At 60.2% G+C, this 23,448-nt stretch carries 24 protein-coding genes and 3 pseudogenes; 17 read left to right on the forward strand and 10 right to left on the reverse strand.

Going from position 1 to position 23,448, the window contains the following annotated elements; all coding sequences use genetic code 11:
• Positions 1–41 precede the first annotated feature (41 nt).
• From K307_RS08965 to K307_RS08980, 4 genes are all read left to right on the forward strand, one after another.
• On the forward strand, positions 42–725 hold the full coding sequence (locus K307_RS08965) for an RraA family protein (RefSeq protein ID WP_042877640.1): 684 nt from the start codon (positions 42–44) through the stop codon (positions 723–725).
• The gene (locus K307_RS08970; RefSeq protein ID WP_051974778.1) at positions 722–1,669 is read left to right on the forward strand and encodes an NAD(P)-dependent oxidoreductase; all 948 of its coding nucleotides are present in this window, start codon (positions 722–724) and stop codon (positions 1,667–1,669) included. Before K307_RS08965 ends, K307_RS08970 begins: the two co-directional genes overlap by 4 nt.
• A gap of 113 nt (positions 1,670–1,782) precedes the next feature.
• A complete protein-coding gene (locus tag K307_RS08975; RefSeq protein WP_042877641.1) occupies positions 1,783–2,763 on the forward strand; it encodes a Bug family tripartite tricarboxylate transporter substrate binding protein in 981 nt (326 codons plus the stop codon).
• Between the two features lie 104 nt (positions 2,764–2,867).
• Complete coding sequence (locus K307_RS08980; protein ID WP_042881685.1) at positions 2,868–3,794, forward strand: SMP-30/gluconolactonase/LRE family protein; 927 nt, start codon at positions 2,868–2,870, stop codon at positions 3,792–3,794.
• An 85-nt stretch (positions 3,795–3,879) separates the two neighbouring features.
• On the opposite strand, the gene K307_RS08985 is transcribed toward K307_RS08980, so the two are convergent.
• Complete coding sequence (locus K307_RS08985; RefSeq protein WP_155301113.1) at positions 3,880–5,232, reverse strand: dicarboxylate/amino acid:cation symporter; 1,353 nt, start codon at positions 5,230–5,232, stop codon at positions 3,880–3,882.
• 49 nt (positions 5,233–5,281) lie between these two features.
• Entirely contained in the window at positions 5,282–5,437 is a 156-nt protein-coding gene (locus K307_RS47690) for a hypothetical protein (protein ID WP_155301114.1), read from the reverse strand.
• A gap of 589 nt (positions 5,438–6,026) precedes the next feature.
• Between K307_RS47690 and K307_RS08990 the strand changes: the two genes are divergently transcribed.
• Positions 6,027–7,328 (forward strand): MFS transporter, encoded by a 1,302-nt coding sequence (locus tag K307_RS08990; RefSeq protein WP_042877642.1) that lies wholly within the window; start codon positions 6,027–6,029, stop codon positions 7,326–7,328.
• Positions 7,329–7,588: 260 nt separating this feature from the next.
• Here K307_RS08990 and K307_RS08995 read toward each other — a convergent pair whose 3' ends face one another.
• Together K307_RS08995 and K307_RS47695 are read right to left on the reverse strand one after the other, a co-directional pair.
• The gene (locus K307_RS08995) at positions 7,589–8,698 is read right to left on the reverse strand and encodes an aromatic ring-hydroxylating oxygenase subunit alpha (RefSeq protein ID WP_042875903.1); all 1,110 of its coding nucleotides are present in this window, start codon (positions 8,696–8,698) and stop codon (positions 7,589–7,591) included.
• Between the two features lie 686 nt (positions 8,699–9,384).
• Positions 9,385–9,456 (reverse strand): annotated as a pseudogene (locus K307_RS47695) (integrase); the annotation flags it as partial.
• A gap of 561 nt (positions 9,457–10,017) precedes the next feature.
• Here K307_RS47695 and K307_RS09005 point away from each other — a divergent pair.
• The 5 genes from K307_RS09005 to K307_RS09025 all read left to right on the forward strand — a co-directional run bounded on the left by K307_RS09005 (position 10,018) and on the right by K307_RS09025 (position 13,979).
• Positions 10,018–10,392, forward strand: a complete 375-nt coding sequence (locus tag K307_RS09005; protein WP_042877644.1) for a GFA family protein — start codon at positions 10,018–10,020, stop codon at positions 10,390–10,392.
• 551 nt (positions 10,393–10,943) lie between these two features.
• Entirely contained in the window at positions 10,944–11,558 is a 615-nt protein-coding gene (locus tag K307_RS09010; RefSeq protein ID WP_042877645.1) for a glutathione S-transferase family protein, read from the forward strand.
• A 133-nt stretch (positions 11,559–11,691) separates the two neighbouring features.
• Complete coding sequence (locus tag K307_RS09015; RefSeq protein WP_042877646.1) at positions 11,692–12,264, forward strand: TetR/AcrR family transcriptional regulator; 573 nt, start codon at positions 11,692–11,694, stop codon at positions 12,262–12,264.
• A 34-nt stretch (positions 12,265–12,298) separates the two neighbouring features.
• Positions 12,299–13,180 carry an NmrA family NAD(P)-binding protein gene (locus tag K307_RS09020; protein WP_042877647.1) on the forward strand — a complete coding sequence of 294 codons (882 nt, stop codon included), beginning with the start codon at positions 12,299–12,301 and terminating at the stop codon, positions 13,178–13,180.
• Positions 13,181–13,325: 145 nt separating this feature from the next.
• Entirely contained in the window at positions 13,326–13,979 is a 654-nt protein-coding gene (locus tag K307_RS09025; RefSeq protein WP_042877648.1) for an HD domain-containing protein, read from the forward strand.
• On the opposite strand, the gene K307_RS09030 is transcribed toward K307_RS09025, so the two are convergent.
• Positions 13,961–14,995, reverse strand: a complete 1,035-nt coding sequence (locus K307_RS09030; RefSeq protein WP_042876560.1) for an IS630 family transposase — start codon at positions 14,993–14,995, stop codon at positions 13,961–13,963. The genes K307_RS09025 and K307_RS09030 overlap by 19 nt on opposite strands.
• 526 nt (positions 14,996–15,521) lie before the next feature.
• Between K307_RS09030 and K307_RS09035 the strand changes: the two are divergent.
• Positions 15,522–16,576, forward strand: a pseudogene (locus tag K307_RS09035) (IS91 family transposase).
• A 544-nt stretch (positions 16,577–17,120) separates the two neighbouring features.
• On the opposite strand, the gene K307_RS09040 reads toward K307_RS09035, so the two are convergent.
• Complete coding sequence (locus tag K307_RS09040) at positions 17,121–18,032, reverse strand: M28 family peptidase (RefSeq protein ID WP_230625609.1); 912 nt, start codon at positions 18,030–18,032, stop codon at positions 17,121–17,123.
• Between the two features lie 196 nt (positions 18,033–18,228).
• Between K307_RS09040 and K307_RS09045 the strand changes: the two genes are divergently transcribed.
• The 6 genes and pseudogenes from K307_RS09045 to K307_RS45955 all read left to right on the forward strand — a co-directional run.
• A complete protein-coding gene (locus K307_RS09045) occupies positions 18,229–18,576 on the forward strand; it encodes an MTH938/NDUFAF3 family protein (protein ID WP_042877649.1) in 348 nt (115 codons plus the stop codon).
• 134 nt (positions 18,577–18,710) lie between these two features.
• Positions 18,711–18,998 carry a GYD domain-containing protein gene (locus K307_RS09050; protein ID WP_042877650.1) on the forward strand — a complete coding sequence of 96 codons (288 nt, stop codon included), beginning with the start codon at positions 18,711–18,713 and terminating at the stop codon, positions 18,996–18,998.
• A 75-nt stretch (positions 18,999–19,073) separates the two neighbouring features.
• Positions 19,074–19,271 (forward strand): hypothetical protein, encoded by a 198-nt coding sequence (locus K307_RS09055; RefSeq protein WP_042877651.1) that lies wholly within the window; start codon positions 19,074–19,076, stop codon positions 19,269–19,271.
• The gene (locus K307_RS47700) at positions 19,268–19,657 is read left to right on the forward strand and encodes a hypothetical protein (protein WP_155301115.1); all 390 of its coding nucleotides are present in this window, start codon (positions 19,268–19,270) and stop codon (positions 19,655–19,657) included. The genes K307_RS09055 and K307_RS47700 overlap by 4 nt, the downstream gene beginning before the upstream one ends.
• A gap of 595 nt (positions 19,658–20,252) precedes the next feature.
• Complete coding sequence (locus tag K307_RS45950) at positions 20,253–20,567, forward strand: hypothetical protein (RefSeq protein ID WP_196251536.1); 315 nt, start codon at positions 20,253–20,255, stop codon at positions 20,565–20,567.
• Positions 20,512–20,706 (forward strand): annotated as a pseudogene (locus K307_RS45955) (IS30 family transposase); the annotation flags it as partial. The gene K307_RS45950 and the pseudogene K307_RS45955, both read left to right, overlap by 56 nt.
• On the opposite strand, the gene K307_RS49335 reads toward K307_RS45955, so the two are convergent.
• From K307_RS49335 to K307_RS09070, 4 genes are all read right to left on the reverse strand, one after another.
• Positions 20,668–21,021 carry an IS3 family transposase gene (locus K307_RS49335; protein ID WP_051974779.1) on the reverse strand — a complete coding sequence of 118 codons (354 nt, stop codon included), beginning with the start codon at positions 21,019–21,021 and terminating at the stop codon, positions 20,668–20,670. The pseudogene K307_RS45955 and the gene K307_RS49335 overlap by 39 nt on opposite strands.
• Positions 21,018–21,332: an IS3 family transposase gene (locus K307_RS09065; RefSeq protein WP_042877652.1), complete on the reverse strand. Its 315-nt coding sequence runs from the start codon at positions 21,330–21,332 to the stop codon at positions 21,018–21,020. The genes K307_RS49335 and K307_RS09065 overlap by 4 nt, the downstream gene beginning before the upstream one ends.
• Positions 21,333–21,728: 396 nt before the next feature.
• Complete coding sequence (locus K307_RS47705; RefSeq protein WP_329955831.1) at positions 21,729–22,037, reverse strand: helix-turn-helix domain-containing protein; 309 nt, start codon at positions 22,035–22,037, stop codon at positions 21,729–21,731.
• A 17-nt stretch (positions 22,038–22,054) separates the two neighbouring features.
• The gene (locus K307_RS09070) at positions 22,055–23,230 is read right to left on the reverse strand and encodes an acyltransferase family protein (RefSeq protein WP_063771670.1); all 1,176 of its coding nucleotides are present in this window, start codon (positions 23,228–23,230) and stop codon (positions 22,055–22,057) included.
• Positions 23,231–23,448 lie beyond the last annotated feature (218 nt).

Here is a 23,448-nt window from a genome sequence, read left to right on the forward strand (position 1 = left end):
CCCCCATTTTCCTATCCCTTTCATATTGCCTGGAGTCAATCGTGACTTTGCCCAACATCATCAAATCGTTTGAGCGTGTGCCTGCTGATATCGTGGCGCGGGCCGCCAAATTCCAGCCGGCAATTCTCTCCGATGTCGGCGGACGCCGCGGTGCGCTGCATGGCCGAATCAAGGCCTTGCGCCCGAGCATGAAAGTCGCCGGGCCTGCCTTCACTGTCGAAGTTCGTCCGGGTGATAACCTGATGATCCATGCAGCGCTGGCCCTTGCGCAGCCCGGCGACGTCCTGGTCGTCGACGGCAAAGGGGACCAGACGTCGGCCCTGATGGGAACGATCATGATGCATGCCGCTCGCCAACGCGGCCTGGCCGGTGTCGTCATCGACGGCGCTGTGCGGGACAGCCTTGAGCTGGACGAAATGCAGTTCCCGGTCTTTTCCGTTGGCACGAACCCTAATGGCCCGACCAAGGAAGTTGGCGGCCGCATCGGACACCCCATTTCCGTCGGTGGCGTCACGGTGAACCCTGGCGACTTCATCTGCGGCGATGCCGATGGATTGGTTGTGGTGGAGCGCGAAAAGATCGAAGCCTTGCTCGATGCCGCTGCAAAGAAGGAAGAGGCGGAAGCCAAGCGCATCGCCCAGATCGAAGAGGGCAATACCACCGCGCCCTGGCTGCTGGCATCGCTGGTGACGGCGGGGGTTTTGAAGCAGGGAGAAGCATTGTGACGAACAAGCAGGTCATTATCGTCACGGGTGCTGACCTCGCACCGGAAGCGCTTGCGCTGCTGCGCGACTATGAGATCGTATTCGCGGGGAAAACGCCCCAGACCGCTGATCTTGTGGCACTGGCAAAGGCGCATAACCCTGTCGGCATTATCGTGCGCTACGGCAGCGTAACCGCCGAAGTCATGGATGCGGCCCCCGCCTTGAAGGTGATTTCGAAACACGGCACCGGCACCGACACCATTGATAAAGCCGCTGCGCAGGCGCGCGCCATCAAGGTGACCGCAGCGGCGGGGGCAAATGCCGCCGCCGTCGCTGAACATGCGCTGGCGCTGATGCTTGCGTGCGCCAAGGCGGTTGTGCAACTGGATGCGCGCATGCATGCCGGCCACTGGGACAAGGCGACGCACAAGAGCGTAGAACTGAATGGCCTGACCATCGGCCTCGTCGGTCTGGGCGCCATCGGCCGCCGGTTCGCCAGGATGTGCGACGCAATCGGAATGCGTGTGATTGGCTTCGATCCGTTCGCCACGGATCTGCCGGACTATATCGAAGCTGTCCCGCTGGAGACGATCTGGGAAGCCTCGGATGTCATCTCGCTGCAATGCCCGTTGACGGCGGAGAACAAGGAAATGGTCAATGCCAGCACACTTGCGCGTTGCAAGCGCGGCGTGATCATTATCAACACCGCCCGGGGCGGACTGATTGAGGAAACGGCGCTGCTGGAAGCCGTCCGGTCGGGACGCGTGTCGGCGGCCGGGTTGGATAGCTTTGCGCGTGAGCCGATGTCGTCACCCCATATTTTCCAGGGGCAGCCGGGCTTCGTGTTGAGCCCTCATATTGGGGGCGTGACCAGTGCGGCCTACGTCAATATGGGGGTAGCGGCGGCGACCAACACCATCGCGGTTCTGGATAAGGTTAGCGAGCAGGCATTCGGACAGCAGTAGCCGTATTGGCGCAGATTGGCGGTACGTCGCGCTCGTTGCCCGACAATGCATGCGCCGTGCCGCTTATCGAGCCCCTTACGCCGTAAAAGAACTCTCGCTGGAATGGAGACAGCATGAAAAAGAAGGAAGGCGGAGCGTGGAAGCTCCGAGGGCTGGCGTTCGCCACCCTTGCCGCCATGTCGATGGTCGCGCAGGCGCAAGGCTGGCCTGCCAAGCCCGTCAAGATCATCGTTCCCTACCCACCTGGCGGGGCGGTGGACGCCGTCACCCGCAAAATGGCTCAGCGACTTTCCGAGCAGACCGGCCAGAGCTTCTACGTGGAAAACAAGGCCGGCGCGACGGGAACGATCGGCACGGCCCAGGTCGCCCGCGCCGCGGCGGATGGTTACACGCTGTTGGCCAACGATACGACCTACGCGCTGCTGCCCCACATCTTCAAGACGCTGCCCTTTGACCCTGCAAACGACCTGCAGCCCGTTGCGGCTTACGTGTTTGCGCCCATGGGCGTGGTTGTCAAAGCTGGCGGCAAATACAAGACGCTGGCCGATCTGATTTCCGCGGCGAAGGCCGATGACAAGGTTTCATATGGGTCTGGCGGACCCGGTTCCACCCCCCACTTTGCAAGCGAAGCTTTTGGTATCGCCGCGGGTACGCACTTTATGCATGTGCCGTTCAAAGGCGCCGGGGAGGCTACCGTTGCGCTGCTGAGCGGTACCGTCGACTTCCAGATGGCCTCCATTCCGGGCGTCATCGGACAGGTCAAGGGTAACAAGCTGACCGTGCTGGCCGTCAGCGGTACCAAGCGCTTGCCTGCGCTGGCAAACGTTCCTACCTTCGCCGAGGCGGGCGTCAGTGGTTACGGTGTCATGAATTTCACCGGCTTGTGGGCACCCAAGGGCACACCTGCTGATGTGTTGGATCGCATCCAGAAGGAAGTGGCCAAGGCGATGGCCACCTCGGATATGCGGACCTATGCTGAGAGCATCGGTGCGGAGCCGGGTTATTGGGATGCTGGGAGCTTCAAGACCGAAGTCGCCAACAGAACTGCATTTTGGGGCAAGGTTGCCCGCAGCACAGGCTTCCAGAAGCAGTAGCGATTGGTGATTCGCCGGGATGGGCGAGCGTCCGCCGCTACGGTGCCATGACTCGGATTCCTGGTTCCAGAATCCAGTTATTCCCAGTCTACAGGTGTCAGGACATGTTTCTACTGAATCCCCCGACCATACGAGACGCTGAGTCGTTCTCCAGCCTTCCCGCTCGTTTTCGAAATCGTCGGCGGACTGGCTGGTCGAATGCAAATCAGGGTGGCCGGGAAATCGACTCCTTCCTCGAGGGCCCCGTCGTGGACGACGACGGCAACTTGTATGTCAGCGATATTCCTAACGGGCGCATCTTCAAAATCGACCCGAGAGGCAATTGGGATCTGGTCGCCGAATGGGACGGCGAGCCCAATGGGATGAAATTCGTAAGTCGTCAGGCTCTGCTTGTGACGGACTACCGCAACGGACTGATGGAAGTCGACCTGCGCTCAGGTGAAGTCCGGCCGTATCTGCCACGCCGAAATACCGAAAGCTTCAAGGGCGTCAACGACCTGACGTTGGATTCCCGGGGAAACGTTTATTTCACCGATCAAGGCCAGACCGGCCTGCATGACCCCACAGGCAGGGTCTACCGGCTGACCCGAGAAGGCCGGCTCGAACTACTACTTGCCAATGTGCCAAGTCCGAATGGCATCGTGCTGTCGCCAGACGAGCGCTTCCTGTTCGTTGCCGTCACGCGCGGCAACTGCGTCTGGCGAATGCCCCTACTGGACGATGGCAGCGTATCCAAGGCGGGCCAGTTCTTCACGTCTTACGGTCCCAGTGGGCCGGACGGGCTCGCGATGGACGTCGATGGTCGCCTGCTGGTCGCCAACCCGGGGCTCGCCTACGTATGGGTGCTCAATCATCGCGCCGAGCCGGTCGAAGTCATCCGTGGCACTTCTGGCCATTCCCTGACGAACCTGGCCTTTGGCGGGCCGGATCGAAGCACGCTTTATATGACGGATTCCACGGCGGGTGAGATTCTACAAGTTGGCATGTCGGTGCCAGGCGTGAAAAATCAGCCGACGTTCGAGCAAGTCTGAATGGCCCTTGTTGATTGTTTGGCTCTCCGAATCGTGCCATAGTGGCCACAGCCAGCGGTGGTGATGTGTGCTTGCGCGCTGCCGCTCACCGGGTTACCGTGGTGTCGGCGACCGGCATATGGGTCGCCACCTGGTCGAGCACCACTTCCGGCTCGTCGGCCTCAATGTCCGACTCGGCATCAAGCCTGCGGCGCATCCGCTCGACATCGAGGTCGCCGGTCCATTTCGCCACCACCACCGTGGCCACGCCGTTGCCGATCAGGTTGGTCAGGGCGCGCGCCTCCGACATGAAGCGGTCAATGCCGAGGATCAGGGCCAGCCCCGCCACCGGAACATGCCCCACCGCCGACAGCGTGGCCGCCAGCACGATGAAGCCACTTCCGGTGACGCCAGCGGCGCCCTTGGAGGTCAGCAGCAGCACGGCGAGCAGGGTGAGTTGCTGCGTCAGGCTCATGTCGGTGTTGGTTGCCTGGGCGATGAACACCGCCGCCATGGTCAGGTAGATGGAGGTGCCATCCAGGTTGAAGGAGTAGCCAGTCGGGATCACCAGTCCGACGACGGACTTGCGGGCGCCCAGGTTCTCCAGCTTGGCCATCATCCGCGGCAACACGGATTCCGACGACGACGTGCCCAGCACGATCAGCAGTTCCTCCTTGATGTACTTGATGAACTTCCAGATCGAGAAGCCATGCAGCCGCGCGATGGTGCCCAGCACGACGAAGATGAAAAGCAGGCAGGTGGCGTAGAAGGTCGCCATCAGCTGGCCAAGCTGCAGCAGCGAGCTCACGCCGTACTTGCCGATGGTGAAGGCCATGGCGCCGAAGGCGCCAATCGGCGCAACCTTCATTATGTAGCCGACGATGGTGAACAGCACGTGCGAAAACTTCTCGATAAAGTCGAACACCAGCGTGCCGCGGCCGCCGAACCTGTGCAGCGCGAAACCGAACATCACCGCGAACAGCAGCACCTGGAGGATTTCACCCTTGGCAAAGGCATCGACCACCGTGTTCGGGATCACGTGCAGCAGGAAATCGACCGTGCCTTGCATCTTGCCAGGCTCGGTGTAGGCGGCGATGCCCTTCGTGTCGAGGGTGGATACGTCGACGTTCATGCCGGCGCCGGGCTTGACGATGTTGATGATCAACAGGCCGACCAACAGCGCAATGCTGCTCACGACCTCAAAGTACAGCAGTGCCAGCCCGCCGGTCTTGCCGACCTTCTTCATGTCCTCCATGCCGGCGATGCCCACCACGACCGTGCAGAAGATGATCGGCGCGATGATCATCTTGATCAGCTTGATGAAGCCATCGCCCAACGGCTTCATCGCCTCGCCGGCCTGCGGCCAGAAATGGCCGAGGATGACGCCGATGACAATGGCGGTGATGACCTGGAAGTAGAGGGATCTGTAGAACGGCTTCGGGTGAGCGTCTTTATCCATCATCGTCTCCATTGCTGGTTCACTGTCGGCATCCGGATGCACGGCCGGGTCAATCGAGTGTACATGCCTGAGCGCGCTGCGCGTTGGCATCAACCGTTGCCACCGCCGTCATGTTGGCGATGCGGCGAACGGTCGAGGACGATGTCAGTATATGCACGGGGCGCACTGCGCCAAGAAGGATGCCGCCCACCGTGATGCCGCGCAAGGGAGATCCATGCGGGCGATGGTCTCGACCAGCGCGCCGGTGTCCTGCGGCTGGGCCTTAGATGGTTCCTGTCAGGGCGGGGCTGGCTTTCCAGAGGTCCTGCTCCGAACAGCAGCTTGCAGCCGTGCTTTTCGACCGTGCTCGTATGCTCTGCTGATTCACTCACCTGATCGCGAGCACGGATTCATAGAACTCTCGCGTTTGCGTGAGTTCGGTAAGTGGCAGAAACTGGGCCGGGATGGGACATCCGCCGCCTCATCCTCGGCGGGCGGTTGTTGGCCGGAAAGGGGCCTCGCGCTACCTCGATCGTCTCTGCCGCTGTATTCTTTACCTAGCCCGGTAGAGCAGCCTAAGCGTATTTTTGAGCACTCTACTCGCTGGCGGCCGCTTGGGCGGTTCTCGTGAAGCGACTGCCGCGCCACCCACCCGCTCGCGGGCGAGGACGACTCCATGCCGTATGCGGGAGTTGTCGTCCGGGCTTATGGCGAGAGCCCGGCCAACGCCGAACCCGTAGATGTGGCTTTGCGAGCAGTTCTGGTCGGTAATGCGGTACAGATCGAATTCCCAGTCTTGCTGTTCGCCTCCGAGAATGCCGGCTGCTTCTGATCACAATGGTTTTGAGGGCAACAACCGAACTCTGCTGTATTTCGGTTGGCTGACCCTGTTCGTCCATCTGGCAACGCCGGCCGGTTACCTTGTTGATATACAGACGTCGTACCTGCTCAAGAATGAGTTGCATGCGACGGCGACGCAGATCTCGACATTCCGGCTGATTACGGGCATACCAGTCTACATTGCGTTCGCTTTCGGCCTCGCGCGCGACCATTGGAATCCGCTGGGAAAGCGGGATCGCGGCTTCTTCCTGATTTTCGCTCCGGCAACCTCGGTGGCATTCATCTGGATGGCGTTTTCAGCTATCTCATACACGGGACTGGTCGTCGGGATGCTACTGGCAATGCTGTCATCCCGATTTACTGCAGCAGCCTATCAGGGGTTGATCGCTCTGGTGGGCCAGGAGAAGCTCATGTCTGGGCGCCTGAGCGCTCTGTGTAACGTGGTCAGCTCCGTCCCCGTCGTTGCGGGAGCTTTCGCTTCCGGGTACGTCTCCGATCATCTTGCCGCGAAAGAGACCTTCTTCCTGGTGGCGATGGTCACTTTTTTGATTGCCGTGTTGGGGCTCTGGAAGCCTATTTCCGTCTTCGGCCATACGTACGAGAAGCCGCAAGCCAGGGGCGCAGATTTCGTTGGGAATGTCAGGCGGCTGGTGAAGCATAAGGCCGTCTATCCAGCGGTTCTCATCTGCTTTCTGTGGAACTTTGCGCCAGGATCGGCCACTCCACTGCAGTTCTATCTGACCAATGAGCTGCATGCATCGGATTCCGTTTACTCGTACTACAACGGGATCTTTGCCGCTGCGTTCATCCCGACATTTTTGCTGTATGGCTTTCTGTGCAAGAAGGTATCGCTGAACAAGCTCCTGTGGTGGGGAACGATCGTCGCAGTGCCGCAGATGATTCCGCTGGCATTTATTCACTCAGCCAATCTCGCGCTTGTATTGGCGGCACCGATAGGGCTGATGGGCGGCGTAGCCACGGCAGCATACTTCGATCTTGCGATGCGGTCCTGTCCGCCGGGCCTGCAAGGGACCTTGATGATGCTGGTGGATGGCGTGCTCGCGCTCTCGGCGCGTGCCGGCGATCTATTGGGCTCATGGATCTATAGCAGCGGCGCAGCGCACGGATTCACATTTTGTGTGATCGCGACTACCGTGGTGTATGCACTGATCCTGACCTTGATCCCGCTGACGCCGAAAGAACTGATTGCTACCAAGGATGGCGAACCAAATCCGGATGTCGAGGCCGAGGTGCTGAAACGAGATCCGGGGAACTGAGCCTACATAGACTCCCGCGATTTGGGCGGGAGCAGGCCGGTTGATGGAGAAGCCGACAAAGAGTACCTGTAGGCCGACCCTCGAAGGGCTGGTCATAGCCGGCCTCGGCAGCTCAAAGCGGGGTGCTGGTCGTTCTGCGGCACATCGACGGCCGACTTCCGCTTGCGACCCGTTATAGCCGTTGCGAGTACCGGCAGGTGAACGGCCGCTTCCAAAGTACAACCGCCATCTCGACACCCTAGTCCCCGTTGGCCTCGCCGTCAGGCCGTGTCGCCCACCTCGCGGATCGGGATCGTGGCGCGGCCGCCGCAGTTGCGCAGCACGTCTCGCAATTCGATGATGACCGGAAATACCTCGTGGTTCCAGTCGGCTCCCTGCTTGTCGTGGGCCTCTTGCTCGCGCTCGACGATCCAGCGGTCCTCCCTGAAGATGCGTTCTGTGAACCAGACCAGCAGCGGCCATGCCAGGTCCAGTGCAAACGGAATGCCGGGCTTGCGGATGGAAAGCAGGCCAAACGTCCGGTTAGTGCGCTGCGCCGCATCCAGCGGCACGTAGACGATCCACAGGTCCATCACTAACGTGCCGTCGCCCGAGCGGATCTGGAGGGTCTGGTACGGATATCCGGTGCGCACCGTCATCACGTCCTTGTCGTCCCGGTCGCCGTTCTTCTTGGTGGCGCCAAACACCAGCGCCTCGCCCACAGGCTGCTTGCCTTCCATGCGCGCGAACGTGTAGTCCACTTCCACCCAGTCCTTGCCGCGACGGCGGCCCAGCGAGCGCGCGCGCATCTGCCCCATCTGCCGCCGGTGTAGGAACTGGTGGTTCATGTCCATCAGGTTCTCGTGCATGAAGGAGTAGTGGCACTTGACCTCGCGGCCAAAGCGACGCGTCTTGTACGCCTTGTCCGTCACCGATGGCAGAGCGGGCAGCGGCCGCTCCTTGGCAAGCGCCACATCGCCAGGAAAGACAAAGATGAGGCCGTGCACCTCGCGGCAGGGATAGGCACGCACGCCGTTGGGCAGGCGCTCACGCCCGAGGTATGGCACATCGACGCAGCGGCCGGTGCAGTCATAAGTCCAGCCGTGATAGCCGCAGCGGATGGACTCGCCTTCCACCACGCCCGCGTGCAGTGGCACCTGCCGGTGTGCGCAACGATCTTCCAGTGCGAATATCGTACCGGACTCGGTACGAACCAGCACGATCGGATCGCCGGCAAAATGCACCCCGAGGGCTTTGCCCCGCTTGACCTCATTCGACCAGGCCAGCGGAAACCAGTGATCGGGATGGATGGGCACACGGCGCAGGTCGCGCACGGGCGCGTTTGCGTGCGGGTCGATGGCACTGCTATCCGGCAAAGGCATTGCATGCATGCGTGACGCCTCCTCGCATAACGGGAGCTTCGACCGTCGCCACAAGCCGACCAATTAGCGAACGGGGGATCTGGCGCAGTTTACGCGAAGTCTGCCGAACTCACCGAATCCCGTTCTTTCTATGGTGTGCTTGGAAGGCTGAAGGTCATGGCCACCTTCGGTCAATCGACCCCGCATTCTAGTAGGGCTGGTATGGCCGACACCGTGACGGGGTATTGAGGCGGCGAGCGTCCGGTGCCTGGTACGGAGCCGACGCTCAACTGTCCGCGCTATAGCGCCGGGCAACGGCCGAAACTGGCCGGAAACAGACCCAGAGAGGAAACTGGCTCACCGCATCGCCTCATTTCCTGCGCATGCCAGCGCTCATGCCACGACGGCCGTGGATACTGGAGCATTTCGTTCCATGGCAGAGGGGCTTCTGGTGGAAGCCCACGAGTCCGATTTGAGTGTCGCTATCCCATTGGATAGTCGCTTTTGAGTGCCGAGTTGTAACTGACAGAGTTCAAAGTTTGAGTACGCCCGGGCGGGGCTGAGATTATCGTGCCGAACATCAGTCAGAGTTGGAGATGATGTTCGATCGCGGCGGGGCCTGGGCGTCCGCTTCTTGGCCGATGCGGCCATCTGTGGAGCGAGGCGTGGGCGGCTGGAACTGGCCGGCAAGCGACCGCTCGCCGGCTATCAGGTTGTCACACTTCAGTTTGCTCCGCCAATTCGAGCGCGTCGTCTACTTCGATGCCAAGGTATCGAACCGTGCTCTCGCGAGGTTCGCCATAACAATCGAGGTCGGAGAAACCGCCGTTCGCTACACCAACGCGTTGCCTAGTCATGTTTGGCTTTGCAAGGCTGGGGTCCTGTACTACGTTTAAAATTGAAATATCGCGAGATGTCGCCGCATCTGGCACCGGAGATCAGCGTTCACCTTCTTGCGGCGGCGCCCACGTGCCACTACCTCGAGTATGTCGATTGGGCGGAAGCAATCCTCGAAGAGCAGCTACGGATCGCCCGGGTATTGGACTGAAGTGGAATCCGGAAGCAGTCGAGGCTCTTGCAATGGATGGATAACCGACCTACTCCTACAATTGCCAGGGACAAATGTCACAGGAGGAGCCGGCCATGGCATTCGTGAACCTCATGGAGCTTGAAAGGGCTGCGCGCGGCATCTTGCCCAAAGTGGTACTTCATTACTACTACGGTGGTTCAAATGACGAGATCACGCCCAATCTGGTTTGCTGACGACAATCCCATGGACGGAACTTTTGACCGGCATCCTTTCGCGTCGACGGACTACACCATCCCATTTCCACTCCGGAGGATGAATCATGCAAGGCGAGATGAATACCTATCACGGTTCTTGTCATTGCGGAAAAATTCAGTTTGAAATCAAGTCAACGCTCGACCCAGCGAAGCGTTGTAACTGCTCGTTCTGCAAACGCCGAGGCGCAGTCATGACACGTGTCCCGGTTGACTGCTTTACGTTACTCTCCGGGGAGGAATACCTGTCGATTTATCAATTCAATTCTAAGGTGGCAAAACACTACTTCTGCAAAGTGTGTGGCATCTATGTGTTCCACCGCCCTCGTACGGCCCCCGACCTCTACGGGATCAACGTCGGTTGTCTGGACGGCGTTGATGCCCTTTCCTTGCAGGTGGGCTTAATCGACGGCGAGGCATATTCCGTTGTCGAGTCAGCCTGAGCAAATGCGTGCAGTAGGTTGCGTTCCTTCCCTCCAACGTTTTCTTGGTGGTGATTTGCTGCCGGGTCCGAACGATCGCTCTGGTGCAGTGGCGAAGTCCAAGCTATCAGTCTGAGGAAGGAGGTGTCACATAATGTGGCCGCCGCCTCCACAATGCTACCAGTCGTGAGCGAGGATTGGCATCATCCAGGTGGATGACCGCTTACGGATGCGGAGGGGCACTTCAACGTCGTCTTTGGAGAAACATCGCCACCGGCCGGTCCTGGCCGGGAACGGCCAAATAGCGCTCTCGTGCCCTGCAGTTGGGAGGGCTCCATGTCCTCCGAGTAAGTTAGGTCATTTGACAGAACGCCACCGGACTGGGGAACCGTCCGACCCACAGTTGTGCATCGGCGAGCGGCTCGTTGGAACCGACAGCGGGGCGTCAGCGTTCGGATGCTCTTTGGGTAGTCAGCCTCCTGCGAGCGACCTTACAGCCTGCCTCACTTGCAGTCTTCTTCAAGCGAAGCGCTACACTAACCAAGTGCCAGACACGCGGTAGGGGAGGGCGCATGCAAAATCCGATCGAGCTGTATGGCGCCTTGGCTGGCAACTGCATCCGGGCCGCGATTGCGCTTGAGGAGGCGGGCGTCCCGTATACGGTCAAACGTATCGACTTGGCGGCGTGCGAGCAACTGGGCTCCCACCATCGGGCCCTGAATGCGTTCGGCAAGGTTCCGGTGCTCGTTGAGCATCGACGCGAAGGCACCTTCGTCTTAACGCAATCCAACGCGATCATGTTTTTTGCGGCGGATCGTTCCGGGAACGGACTTCTGCCCGCGGATCCAGTCGCGCGAGCCAGGATCTACGAGCGGTTCTTCTATTTCCTGACCGACGTCATCGCGGTAAGCCATGGTGCATTCCGGCTCGAGCAAATGGGCGCGAGGGCCCAATCCACGCACCTCAATGGCATGGCAATGGCGGCGCTTGCCGAGTCCGAACGATTTTTGGAGTCGACACCATTCATGGCCGGTGACGAATTTTCTCTTGCTGACATTTCGGCGTTCACCATCGCCAGTGCTTTTCGCGAGGATCTTCAGTGGGCAAGTCATCCTGCCCTTACCCGTTGGTTTGAGGCCGTCTCCATGCGACCTGCCGTGATCAACGGTCTCAAGGCCTTTGCCTAGGAGCCACGGCCCCGGACTTCAGGTCTGCTAATACGCACTTTACTTCGCGCGATCTTCTCTTCTTGACTTCCATTTAGATGGTGACTACCATCTATTTAAGATGGTTAGCGACCACACACAAAGGAGCGGAGAGATGAGAAAGACGAAGGTTGAGACGGCGGAAACCCGTCGACGCATTGTCGAGGTCGCCGCGCGGGAATTCCGGCTGAACGGCATCCAGGCGACGGGGCTGAACGATGTGATGTTTCCGTTGAACCTTACGCAGGGCGGCTTCTATCGGCATTTCGCCTCGAAGGACCAGTTGGTTGCAGAAGCGTGTTCTCAGGCGATGACTGAAGTGATCGAGGGGCTGACAACGGTCGCTCGCGACAGTCGGGCTGCCAGCGGTTTTGCCGCCATGGTCGCAGCCTATGTGTCTCAGGCCCACCGCGACACACGGACAGGCGGATGCCCTCTGGCGGCAATGGGAAGCGAGCTCGCCAGGGCCGATAAACAAACGCGCGCGGCAGCCGCGCAAGGTTTTGACGATCTGGTTGACGTACTGGCGAAAGATATGGCGGACAAGCCGTCGCAGGAAGCCAGGTCGTCTGCCGTGTTCGCGTTAGCGGCCATGATTGGGGCCGTCACGATGTCAAGAGTCGTTGAAGATTCCGACGCTTCAACGGCGATTCTGGAGGATGTGAAGCAGCACCTCGGGGCGATGTAAACCTGTCGGACACATTCACAGATTGGAGCAATTCATGGAACAGCGTAAATACCTCATCACTGGCGCCACGGGTAAGACCGGCGTCTACACCGTCCGGCTCCTGCTGAAGGCGGGGCACGCGGTTCGCGCCTTCGTACACCGGGAGGATGAGCGGAGCGCAGCCCTGCGCGAAGAGGGGGCAGAGATTTTCGTCGGCGACCTCCTTGAGCACGACGACGTGATTCGGGCCATGGACGGCGTGGACGGTGCGTACCTGTGCTATCCGGTTCGTCCCGGCTACATCCAGGCCACCTCATACTTCGCTGATGCCGCACGGCGTGCCGGCGTTGAGGTCGTGGTCGAGATGTCGCAAATCTCGGCGCGAGAAGATTCCAAGAGCCATGCCGCGCGCGACCACTGGATTGCCGAGCGCGTTCTCGACTGGTCCGATGTTCCGACCGTCCATATTCGCCCGACCTACTTCTCCGAGTGGCTGACATTTCCGTGGGTGCTCGATCCCCTGGTGCAGGAAGGCAAGATCACGTTGCCCTACGGGGAAGGGCGTCATGCGCCGATTGCAGCCGAGGACCAGGCGCGTCTGATCGCCAGTATTCTCGCGGAACCCGCAGGCCATATTGGCAAGACTTACTCCCTCTTCGGCCCCGTCGAGCTGAATCAGCAGGAGATTGCGGACGAGATCAGCAAGGTGCTGGGACGCGAGATCACCTATGTGCCCTCGACCCTAGAGCAATATCGCGAACATCTGCAGAAGTACAACCTGCCTGAGTTCGTGATCCAGCATTTCCTTGAAACCGCCATCGACTATCAGAACGGAATCTTCTCCGGTACCGATGGCGTTATCGAAGAAATCACGGGCCAGGCGCCGCAGACTGTGGCTGCGTTTGTACAGGCCAATCGTCAAGTGTTCCAGGCGTAATCTCGCCAGGAACCCGCCGCCCACACAGTCGGATGATCGTATGGGCGGGCGGGGCACGTAGGTCCATGAAACGTAGTGGCAACACTACATTTAATACGAGTGGTACGTCTGGCATTGGCTTCGAACCGCCGTTCAGGAGAACGAAGTGAGCATCCCGGTGACTATCGGTTGCTTGATTGCGCCCGATTCGGAACTGTCTCGAAAGGCCGCATCACTTGTCGAGCGCGTGCACTCGAAAGCGATGCTGAACCACGTCCACCGGACCTGGTGGTTCGCCGAGTTTCTTGGGCAGAGGCGGCAATTGAAGTACGACCGGGAGGTCGTTTACCTCGCATCCGTCCTTCACGATCTTGGCTTGACCCAGGAATTCGTTGCCGATCAGCGTTTCGAAGTCGATGGCGCCAATGCTGCCAGCAAATTCTTGCGCGGACATGGCTACCCGGCATCCAAAGCCGATCTGGTCTGGGAAGCGATCGCGCTGCATTCCAGCGGTGGCATCGCGGTGCTTATGGGGCCGGAGATCGCCCTGGTCTTCATGGGCGCCCATGTTGATGTGCTCGGATTGCGTTATGACGAGGTGACGCCTTCCTTCGTCGATGACGTTGTTCAAGCGTATCCGAGACTCGGATTCAAAGCGGCATTCCAGGAAGCCCTGGCCGAAGTCGCCAGGAAGAAGCCACATACCGCGATCGGCACGGGACTGGCCGACATCGGGCACCGCCACGTACACGGATTCTGCATTCCGGACGTCTGCGACCTGATCAATGGCACCCCATTTACTCAGCAGTCCGAAATATAGGCGACAGATGGGGCGTCGAAGAATGAGCGCACAAGCCGGCGGTTCTTCTTCACCTCGTGCAGGTGCTGCTCAACGCGGATTTCCAGTTTCTCGCCCGCTCGCAACGGATTGCGCGCCACACCAGTTCGCTTGAGATGACTCCACACGAACTCGTCGGGATTCAGGTCGGGCGCGTAACCCGGCAGCACATGCATCGTGAGCTTTCCCTTGGTCGATTCGATGTACTCGCGCACATTGGCCTTCTTGTGTGCTGGCAGTCCGTCAACGATCAGATGCACTGGGCGGTTGCGGCCCTTCATCATCTTCTTGAGCAATTCGATGAATAGCTCCGCGGTCAAGGCCCCTTTGTAGGTCGCAAACCAGAAGGCACCTTTGGCGTTCACCGCGGACGCGGCGGAAATCGATTGGCGCTGCCCGGGGCGCTCAATCACCGGTGTCTCGCCTTTGACCGCCCAGGTCTTGCCATGCACCGCGTCGGCTCGAAATCCTGATTCGTCCCAGAAGTAGATGTCCGCACCGCTTTGCTTGGCCGCAGCCGCAATACCCGGAAATGATTCACGCTGCCAGCGCTCGACGGCCTGCGGATCTCGTTGGTACGCCCGCTGCAATGGCTTTTGCGGGCTCAAGCCCAGTCCCGCCAGCAGCCTGCCCACCGCTGTGACACCCATCTTCACACCAAATTTCTCATCGATGAGCGTGGCCACAATCTGTCGTGTCCACAGCCCGAAGTCCAGACCGTACTGCCGAGGATCCCGCCCGTTGATCCACCGAAAGACCTGCGCCTGTTGCGCTCGCGTGAGCTTGCGTGGCCGGCCTGTCGCTGGACGCGATGCCAGCGCCCGCGCGCCTTTGCCCGAGCCCGAGGCCGCCTTGAGCCAACGGTAGATTGACGTTCGGTTCATGCCCAGCGACTTCACCACCACCGATGGTTTCTCGCCTTCGCGAACCCGGCGCAAGGCAAGCCGGCGGAATTCCTCTTGCGTCGCGCGATCGAGTGTACGGCCATCTCGTTTCATGTTGAATGAGACTAAACGGTCGTCACGAGGTTCCAATTTTTGTCGCTTTATTTACGGACTGGTGAGTAAAAGTTGATACTGCCATTGCCGTATGGGTGGCCCCCTGCATCAATGAATGACTTTGGTGGCATATCCTTCAACGCCATTACGACCGCATTTTCGCGAGTCCGCGCGCTTGAAGGGAGTTGCCGGCGGCTGTTCAGGGGCGGCTACCGCCCCCTTCTCAGCCAGTTCAAGGCCCAACGCCCGCGGTGGCCGACAGCCGTTATTCGTAAGCACATGCCCAAAGGGCAGTAACTGGCCGGCAAGCGACCGCTCGCCGGCTATCGAGTTGTCACACCTCAGTTTGCTCCGCCAATTCGAGCGCGTCGTCTACTTCGATGCCAGTATCGAACTGTGCTCTCAAGTCTATTGCCTGCAGGCAATAGGCTCGAGACCACAGCGCTTTATGCCCAGGTCGCCACCGATCTGCTGCGCGAGGTCATCAGCCCGCTGGAGAACCTGCGCTCAACCTAGGCTTTGCGCCATCGAGCTTGTCGTGCTCGAGGTCGCGGATAACTTCCGCCTCCATGGGCCGGCCTGGCGACAGACTGCACACCTGAGTCTGGGGCAGTTGCAAGTCATGTCGGCCATCGAACAGTGCCGCACCGCTGCACTGGGAGGGCATGTGCTGCGCTGTTCCGGCTGCGCCAAGCTTGAAGTGTCTTATAACTCCTGCCGCAATCGGCATTGCCCGAAGTGTCAGGCCAACGCAGCACGCCGCTGGCTCGCAGCGCGCAGCGAAGACTTGCTGCCCGTGGAGTGCAGATTGGCGCCACCCTGGTGCTGCACACCTGGGGATCGGCACTCACGCATCACCCGCACGTGCACGGCATCGTCCCCGGCGGCGGCCTGTCACTGGATGGTGAACGGTGGGTGGCTTGCCGCCCCGGCTTCTTCCTGCCGGTCCGTGTGCTCTCCCGCCTGTTCCGACGCCGCTTCCTCGAGGCCCTCCAAGCCGCGCATGGTCAGGGTCAGTTGCAGTTCTTCGGCGACTACGCCGCGCTCACCGATCCGGCTGCCTTCGCGCAGTGGATCGCGCCGCTACGCACCTCCGAATGGGTCGTGTATGCCAAGCGACCGTTCGCCGGACCCGAGGCGGTACAGGCCTACCTGTCGCGCTATACCCACCGCGTGGCGATCTCCAACCAGCGCCTGCTCGCCCTGGACGAGCGTGGCGTGACCTTCCGCTGGAAGGATTACCGTGCCAAAGGCCGCACCCGCTACAAGACCATGACGCTGGATGCTGGTGAGTTCATGCGGCGCTTCCTGTTGCACGTGCTGCCTGGCGGCTTCCACCGCATCCGGCACTATGGGCTACTTGCCAACCCGGTGCGCCGCGCGAACCTGGCCAGAGCGCGTGAGTTGCTGGATGCCGCGCCCGCAGTCACCGCTCCACCTGGCGACACCGATCTCGCTACGCCCACGCCCTTCGTCTGCCGGCACTGTGGCGCACCGATGCTCATCATTGAGGTCATCCCGCGCAGTGCCTGCATCCGCGGACCGCCACCGCCACCGCCACCGCAGAGAGTCCTCGCATGAGCCCACACGTCCTACGTATCCAACTCAACCGTCGGCTCTCTGGAGACCGGAGCCACAAGCGGACACTCGTGCGCGCTGTCTCAGGCCGCCTCGTTCCACGCTCGCAGCGTCCCAACGGTCCGGAACTGCCGCCCCTCCCGCCATGCCTAGGTCCGCTTCACGCCACACTTCCTCCAACATTCCCAGGCTCTGCTGGTCGAGCAAACGCTTGAATCGCCATAGCCCAGCACGCCGCATCGGTCCACTCCGCGGTTTCCTCCCTCGAGGATTGTTCGACGCCTGCCCGCACGCGCCACTACCTCTCACAGTCCTACAGACGAGGGCAGGCATCGAACAATCCTTAACAGAAGGCGACTGATGATTCGCGTTCCGGCTCATGCTTTACGAAAGTTTCTGGTGCTACAAAAATGCCTGGAAGGCGTACTGGCTCCCTTGAGCGCCGCCCGGCGCGGCGCTCGCAGGCGCGTCATTGGCCTGTTCTTCCAACATGCTTCTCGCATCTGCCTGCGAATGGAGCCTGTGGCTACTGATGCAGACCTTCGGCCTACGCCTTCTCAGGACTCGTTCCCCTTGGTTTCAGCGACGCGACGCTCGCGGCCAACCCGTGGGTCACCGCGGCCATGCGACCATAGTCGAGCGTGCTGGGGACATCGTGCGCGGTATGGTAGTTCGGATTGCGCAGATAGGCGGTGTCCGTCACCATGATGGCCGGATAGCCGTGGCGCCAGAAGGAGGAGTGATCGCTCAAGGCGACCCCGGATACCCACCACGGCAGCGCCGCTGCTTCGAGCGGAAAACTGGATGAGGTCTGGAACGCGTTGACCACCCATCGCAGTCGGCGCCACGAGCGAAGATTGGAAACGAAGGCGATAAAGTTGCCACGCACTGGATAGAAGTAACGTAGCAGAGGCGGATAGCTTTGGGTGCCAGGTTCGTCGAGGTAGTAACCCAGCATCTCGAGCGAAAGCATCACGTGAATGCGATCGCCGCGCAGCCGCGCGGCTCTTGCATACCTCAGGCTGCCCATGTCCTCGCGGAAGAAAAACGGCGCTTCCTCGTTCACGAACGCAACGCAGCGCACAGTGTGTCGGGGCGAGAGCGCCTGAAGCAGACCCACGATCTCGAGCAGCGCGGCGACCCCACTGGCGTTGTCATCGGCCCCTGGGCTGTTCCGCACTGTGTCGTAATGTGCGCCCAGCACAATGATTTCGTCAGCCTGAACGCAGCCTGCGAGCGCAACCTCGATGTTGGCGCAGGGGACGCCTCGTACCTGATAATCCTGACGCATCATCGCACAGCCACGCTTGGCCCATTCCTGTGCGATATAGTCGGCTGCCGCATGCAGCGCGTCCGGCCGAAACACGTTGCGTTCGCCAATGTCTCCGGCAAGGACCTGTACATGATGCTCCAACGCCGCAGCCAGGTAGGGGTCGTGCGCACTCAGCATGCAGTTCATAGTCCTTCTTATCAAAATGCGAGATGGCGATGCTTTGGACCGAACGATCCCTTCGCGACCCCGCGCCATCAGTGGCTGCGCGAGTACATCGCAGATTCGGCGTGATCCGATGGCTTTACCGATGGCCGTCCATTGACTCTAATGAATCCAGAATCAACATTCGGAGGTCGCTGCCAATGTTCCTGCGGAGGTACATATGCGCTACGAAGCCTTTTCTTTTGGATCCATCTGCATTGATGGCGTGACTTATGAGCATGATGTAGTAATCGACCACGGAATGGTTCGCAAGCGCAGGAAGAAGCCGTCGAAGGCGTTCCGCGAGGCCTTCGGCCACACACCGCTGTCGATCAAGGAGGACATCCCCTGGAACTGCAGCCGGCTGGTGATCGGTACCGGTACCGGAGCCTTGCCAGTGATGGACGAAGTGAAACAAGAGGCCCGGCATCGCCACGTCGAACTTGTCATCCTGCCGACCGCCGAAGCCATCGCGAAGCTGGAGGAACAACCCCGCGACGCCAATGCGATCCTACACCTCACTTGTTAGCGCGCTCGCCGTGCGGATCCGCGTAAATCTATAGTCGAGTCGCGACACACGCACGCGCTGCCGACGGAGGAACTTTCTCTAGTGCTTCGGCCTGTGCTCAAGTGAAGGTTAGCCCTTTATATGGGAGGTGTTCCATGGCCACCTACGTCATCCTCAGCACTTTGTCTCCTGACGCGTTCAAGAATCCCAATGAATTGAAACAACTTGCCGCCACGGTTGAGGAAAGGATCAAGGCGGAATGCCCCGCCGTCACCTGGACAGACAGCTTTCTTACGCTAGCCCGGTTCGACGTAGTGGACATCGTCGAGTCGGATGACCTGAAGCAGCTCGAAAGAGCGGCATTAATCATCCGCGCCTACGGGCATGCGAGCACCGAAACCCTGCAAGGAACGCCATGGAAGGAGTTCATCGCCGCTCTGTAGCGGGATATGCCCTCTTCCTTGATCACGGTACTAGGCGCCTTGACCGGCCTTGCCACATAAAACTGCGTGCGAACCATGAGCACTCATCGCTATATCGTCATGATCGACCAACCCAGGGATGTCTCCGACGAGCAGATGGCGGAGTACATCAAGCTTGCCATCGTCGGCTGGGGCGGCGGACTACCGCCGCCGCCCAAGGACAGCCCGTTTTTCGACCTGGATGTATTGTCGGTAACAAGCAGCACCAGCAAGCCACACAAGAACGCGTCATGAAACGCTCACGCTCATGCTCCTCCAGTGCGGCATCGAGCGCGTGGAATCTGTGGTGTGGCTCTCGCAGCGGCAGCCCGGACCGGCAGTTCGATGCCCTGCGCGAGGGCGAGGCCATCCTGGCAGAGGGTTGCGTGAGCCACTGTCATCTCAGCTGCTCGACGCGGTCATCGATGTCTCGCTATCGGCGCACCGCTGGGCAGGGGGCCGAGCGCCACCTAAATGCGCTGGCGGCCTATACCGCGCAGGAGGCGTTTCCCCGAGCAGACTTCCTGATCCGCCGCGGGCGCGCACTGATCAGCGCAGGGCAAGGGGTGGGCAGCGCTGGGAGGGCGCCGGTGTGCGCCCGGTGCGCCTGCTCGCAGAAGATGCGCGTGCGGCCCGACTGAACGATTCGCTGCGTGCCATCGATGCCGCCTTGCGCCGCCTGACACCGGATGCCGGGTGCGTCTATACCCGCGCATCGGGCTTGCCTCGCCTCAGCCGGCAGCGTCCGCGGCCCGCATTCGGATAGGATCTCGGGACATGGGTGAAGCGAAACGCCGCGGGTAGCCGGGCGCATCGCGGTCGCGCTTGCGGTTGCCGCACCTGAGGCCGTACGGGTCGTATCGCTCTCATCCGGTTGGCATCCCGAAGGCTTGGGTGTCTGGTGACTTTCCAGTATCCCGATCAAAGCGGATGAACCGACGGTCGTGATCGAAGGGCGACCGGCAGTACCCGACCCATTATAGATAGTCCGCCCCGCTTTCATCGATATTTTGGGACTGGCAGCTTGGCTGCCAGGGAAGGGGGACATGCACCTGTGGGCTACGAATATCCCGACCCAAACGCCAGGACGATTACCGAGTTAGCTTCGAGTCCACGGGTGCGCTTGCGCTCAAACGAATACTCAGGGTTCGCCGTCGCACCGGCTCACTATATTGTCTTCGCTAAACGCAAGCATGCATGTCCCTGCCAAGTAATCTATCACTTGTGGAGGTTCACATGGCGCCTCTGTTGAATCAGCAATTCAAGGCCTTCGTCGGCCTCGACTGGGCCGATACCAAACATGACGTTTGCCTGCAGCCGGCCGGTAAGGATAAGCGTGAGTTTGACTGCATAACCCACCAGGTTGCACGCATTGATGAATGGGCAACAGCACTACACAAGCGCTTTGGCGGCCCCGTCGCTATCGCTCTTGAGCTGTCCAGAGGACCAATCGTCTCTGCTCTACAGAAACATGCGTTCTTGACACTATTTTTGCACAACTCGCTTTACGATGCTGTTGCACCTCCCCCGCATGAAGGAACATGGAACTGAGCGAGAGAAGAACGGGCCTGCGCTGGCCGGTCACGGTGCCGACGCAGTCAGAAATGCGATCGCTACGGCCATGAAGACGCTGCCGACGCAGTTACGTAAATCACTGACGTGGGATCAAGGAGCAGAGATGTCCCAGCATGCCCTGTGGCGCGCGGTGGGTGGTGCAAATGAAGCGCGGCCGGCAAGCCCCGCGCAGGCCCGCCTCACGCATCAGACGCGCCACGCGCCTGCGCCCGACGTGGATGCCCCGGCGCAGCAGCGTGGCATGCACACGCGGCATCCCATAGGTACCGCGCGAGCGGGCGTGAATCTCACGGATTTGCGCGAGCAACAGCGTGTCACACACGGCATGGGCGCTCGGAGGTCGCTCCATCCATGCATGGAAGCCGCTGCGCGAGACCTTAGGCAGCCGGGCCATGGTGGACAGCGGATAGCGAGTCTGGTTCGCCTTCATGAATTCGTACCCTTGTCGGGCAGCGTGTCGGTCTCCCGGGCGAACCAGGCCGCGGCTTTTGCAAGTATCTCCCTCTCCATTTTGAGCTGCCGGTTCTCACGGCGTAGCCGTGTGAGTTCCTGCCGCTCGGCCGTCGTCAGACCGTCCTGACGAAGTCCGGCATCGCGATCCGCTTGGGCGACCCAGTTGTAGATCGTCTGGGCCGTCGGTTCGAACTCCTTGGCCAGATCCTCGGGGCGGCGACCCGCGTGGACCAGGTCAACCATTTGCTGACGGAAGACAGTGCTGTACGGTGGGCGCGTTTTCGGCATGGTGCACCTCCTGTTTACTCAAGATAGGCACTGTCCGAAAAACCGGGTCACCTCCAGTTCGCCACTCCTCGGCAACCTAGGGCTTCCAAGATAACCCCTTTCGGTCGGCGGTCATGCAGTTCGATTCCTGGTACGAAGACGGGCAAGAATACTCGGCTCAACTGCTCGTGCCGGACACCAGCTTTCTTCTGAAAAACCTTGACTGACCGCCTCAGGGCGTGACTCCGTCATTCGCCAGTTCAGAGTCAACGGCTGAAATGGCACAGAACAGAGGTCATTCCAGCCGAGCTCTGAACGTCCGCAAAACCCTTCTCGGCCGTTCGACTCGCGTGCTTTGGAGGGCTGCTTTGGGACGATGAGCAGGCATCCGGAATGCAACCGGCTCAACGTCTGTGACTAGTGGATCAGCCGCGGTTCGACGGTTTCCGCGACTTGCGAGGCTTGTCTCCACCCCGACACGGTCATGCCAAAGTGTTTTCTGAACCAGAAAGCGAAGGCGCTGGGGCTGGAGAAGCCGAGAAGATCAGCGAGCGAGCGATCGCTTTCGAGAATCTGGCGTGAGGCAAGTTCAGCCCGAACCGACTGAAGCAGGGACAAGAAGTTTGTGTCTTCCGCAGAGAGTCGACGATGCAAGGTTCGGCGACCGTTGGGCAGTACGGTCCATTGCCGATAGTCGAGGAAGCGCAAATGGACCTTGGCCACCACAGAACGCTGTTCGCTTGTCAGAGCAGACGGTCTGCCGAACGCCTTGCCATCTCTTTTCGCCCGGCGAATCCCGCATTGAGCACCTCCGGCTGGGTGTCTGATCGTTTTTCGTCAGGTGTAGCCAGTGACTCACCCCGCCTGCGCCTCGAACCGAAGTGGCGGTTGATCCGGGACCGCATCGGCTTTTCGATCACGTAGTGAAGAAATATGGAAGCGCCGACTGTCAGCGCCAACAGGATCAAAGCCTGCACGGCACCTGGCATTGCGGCAAGGTCGGGCAGCCGGGACCTCGCGAAGGAGAACAGATATTGGGGAATTCGCTGCACGATGTAGATGCAGTACGAAACCTCGCCAAGAAATACCAGCGGCCCCAATGAGAGCACCCGAGTGAGTGCGTCCGCTTCATAGGAAAGCGAGAAAACGAGTCCAGCAGCACCGGCGACAAAGAGAGTGTCGATGCCAACCTTCACACCAACGGCGCAGACGATCATGGACAGTAGAGCGCCCCCCACGAAGCCACGGTAGTGGGCCATTGCTTCTCGCAGGCGACATAGCAGCACACCCAACATGAATTCGGGAATCAAACGGGCTATGCCACCGCTGAGTGAAAGATGATTGGGCGAGGTCGCCTCTACTACGGCCAATGCCGCCAGCGCGAGGGTTGCCACCAGCAAGATGCGAGTCTTGCTTAGACGAGGCGCTGCCAACAGGAAAACTGGGAACCAGACATACGCAAACCATTCGGCGCTGACCGACCAACCAACGTCGTTCCATCCGGGTGGCCCGGCATACCGCCATGCGCTCAGAAGGAACAGTTCCCACCAGAAGTTTGAAGCTGTGTAGCCGCCGATGCCCAACATATGCTTGTGAAAGGCGACGTCGCGAACGATCAAGGAAGCCGCGAACGCAATAAGGCAGGCGACATAGACCGGGTAAATCCGGGCGATTCGCGCCACGATGAAATTCTTCCAGTCCACCCGTTCGCCGGGAGCAGGGTCGTAGTTGTAAGCGAGGATGAACCCACTTAGGATGAAGAACCCGTCCACGCCGAGATAGCCGTGGTCGAAGAAGGTGCTGGTGAAGCTAATGTCGAAGTATGTGCCGTCGCCATCGTAGTTGTGAAACCAGTGCAAGCACAGCACCCACAGCGCGAGAAACAGTCGCAGGCTGGTGAGTGACTTGAATTGACGCATCTCTCCCCCGTGAACACTGACGCTCTTGTGGTGCGACGTAGCATCCCTGTGTAGTCTGCCGACAGGTCAGCCCGAGGCACACCGGGATATTGGAAAGTCTCAAGCCATGGCCACGCCGCATCTGTGCGGGCGCACACACACTGGATGGTGCTATGAGTCACCGCTTACTAGTGATCCGTTGGAGCGGTAAGAGAAAAGCCTTGCGGGAGCAGACAGTG

The organism is Cupriavidus necator A5-1, assembly GCF_000744095.1.
Lineage (GTDB): Bacteria > Pseudomonadota > Gammaproteobacteria > Burkholderiales > Burkholderiaceae > Cupriavidus > Cupriavidus necator_A.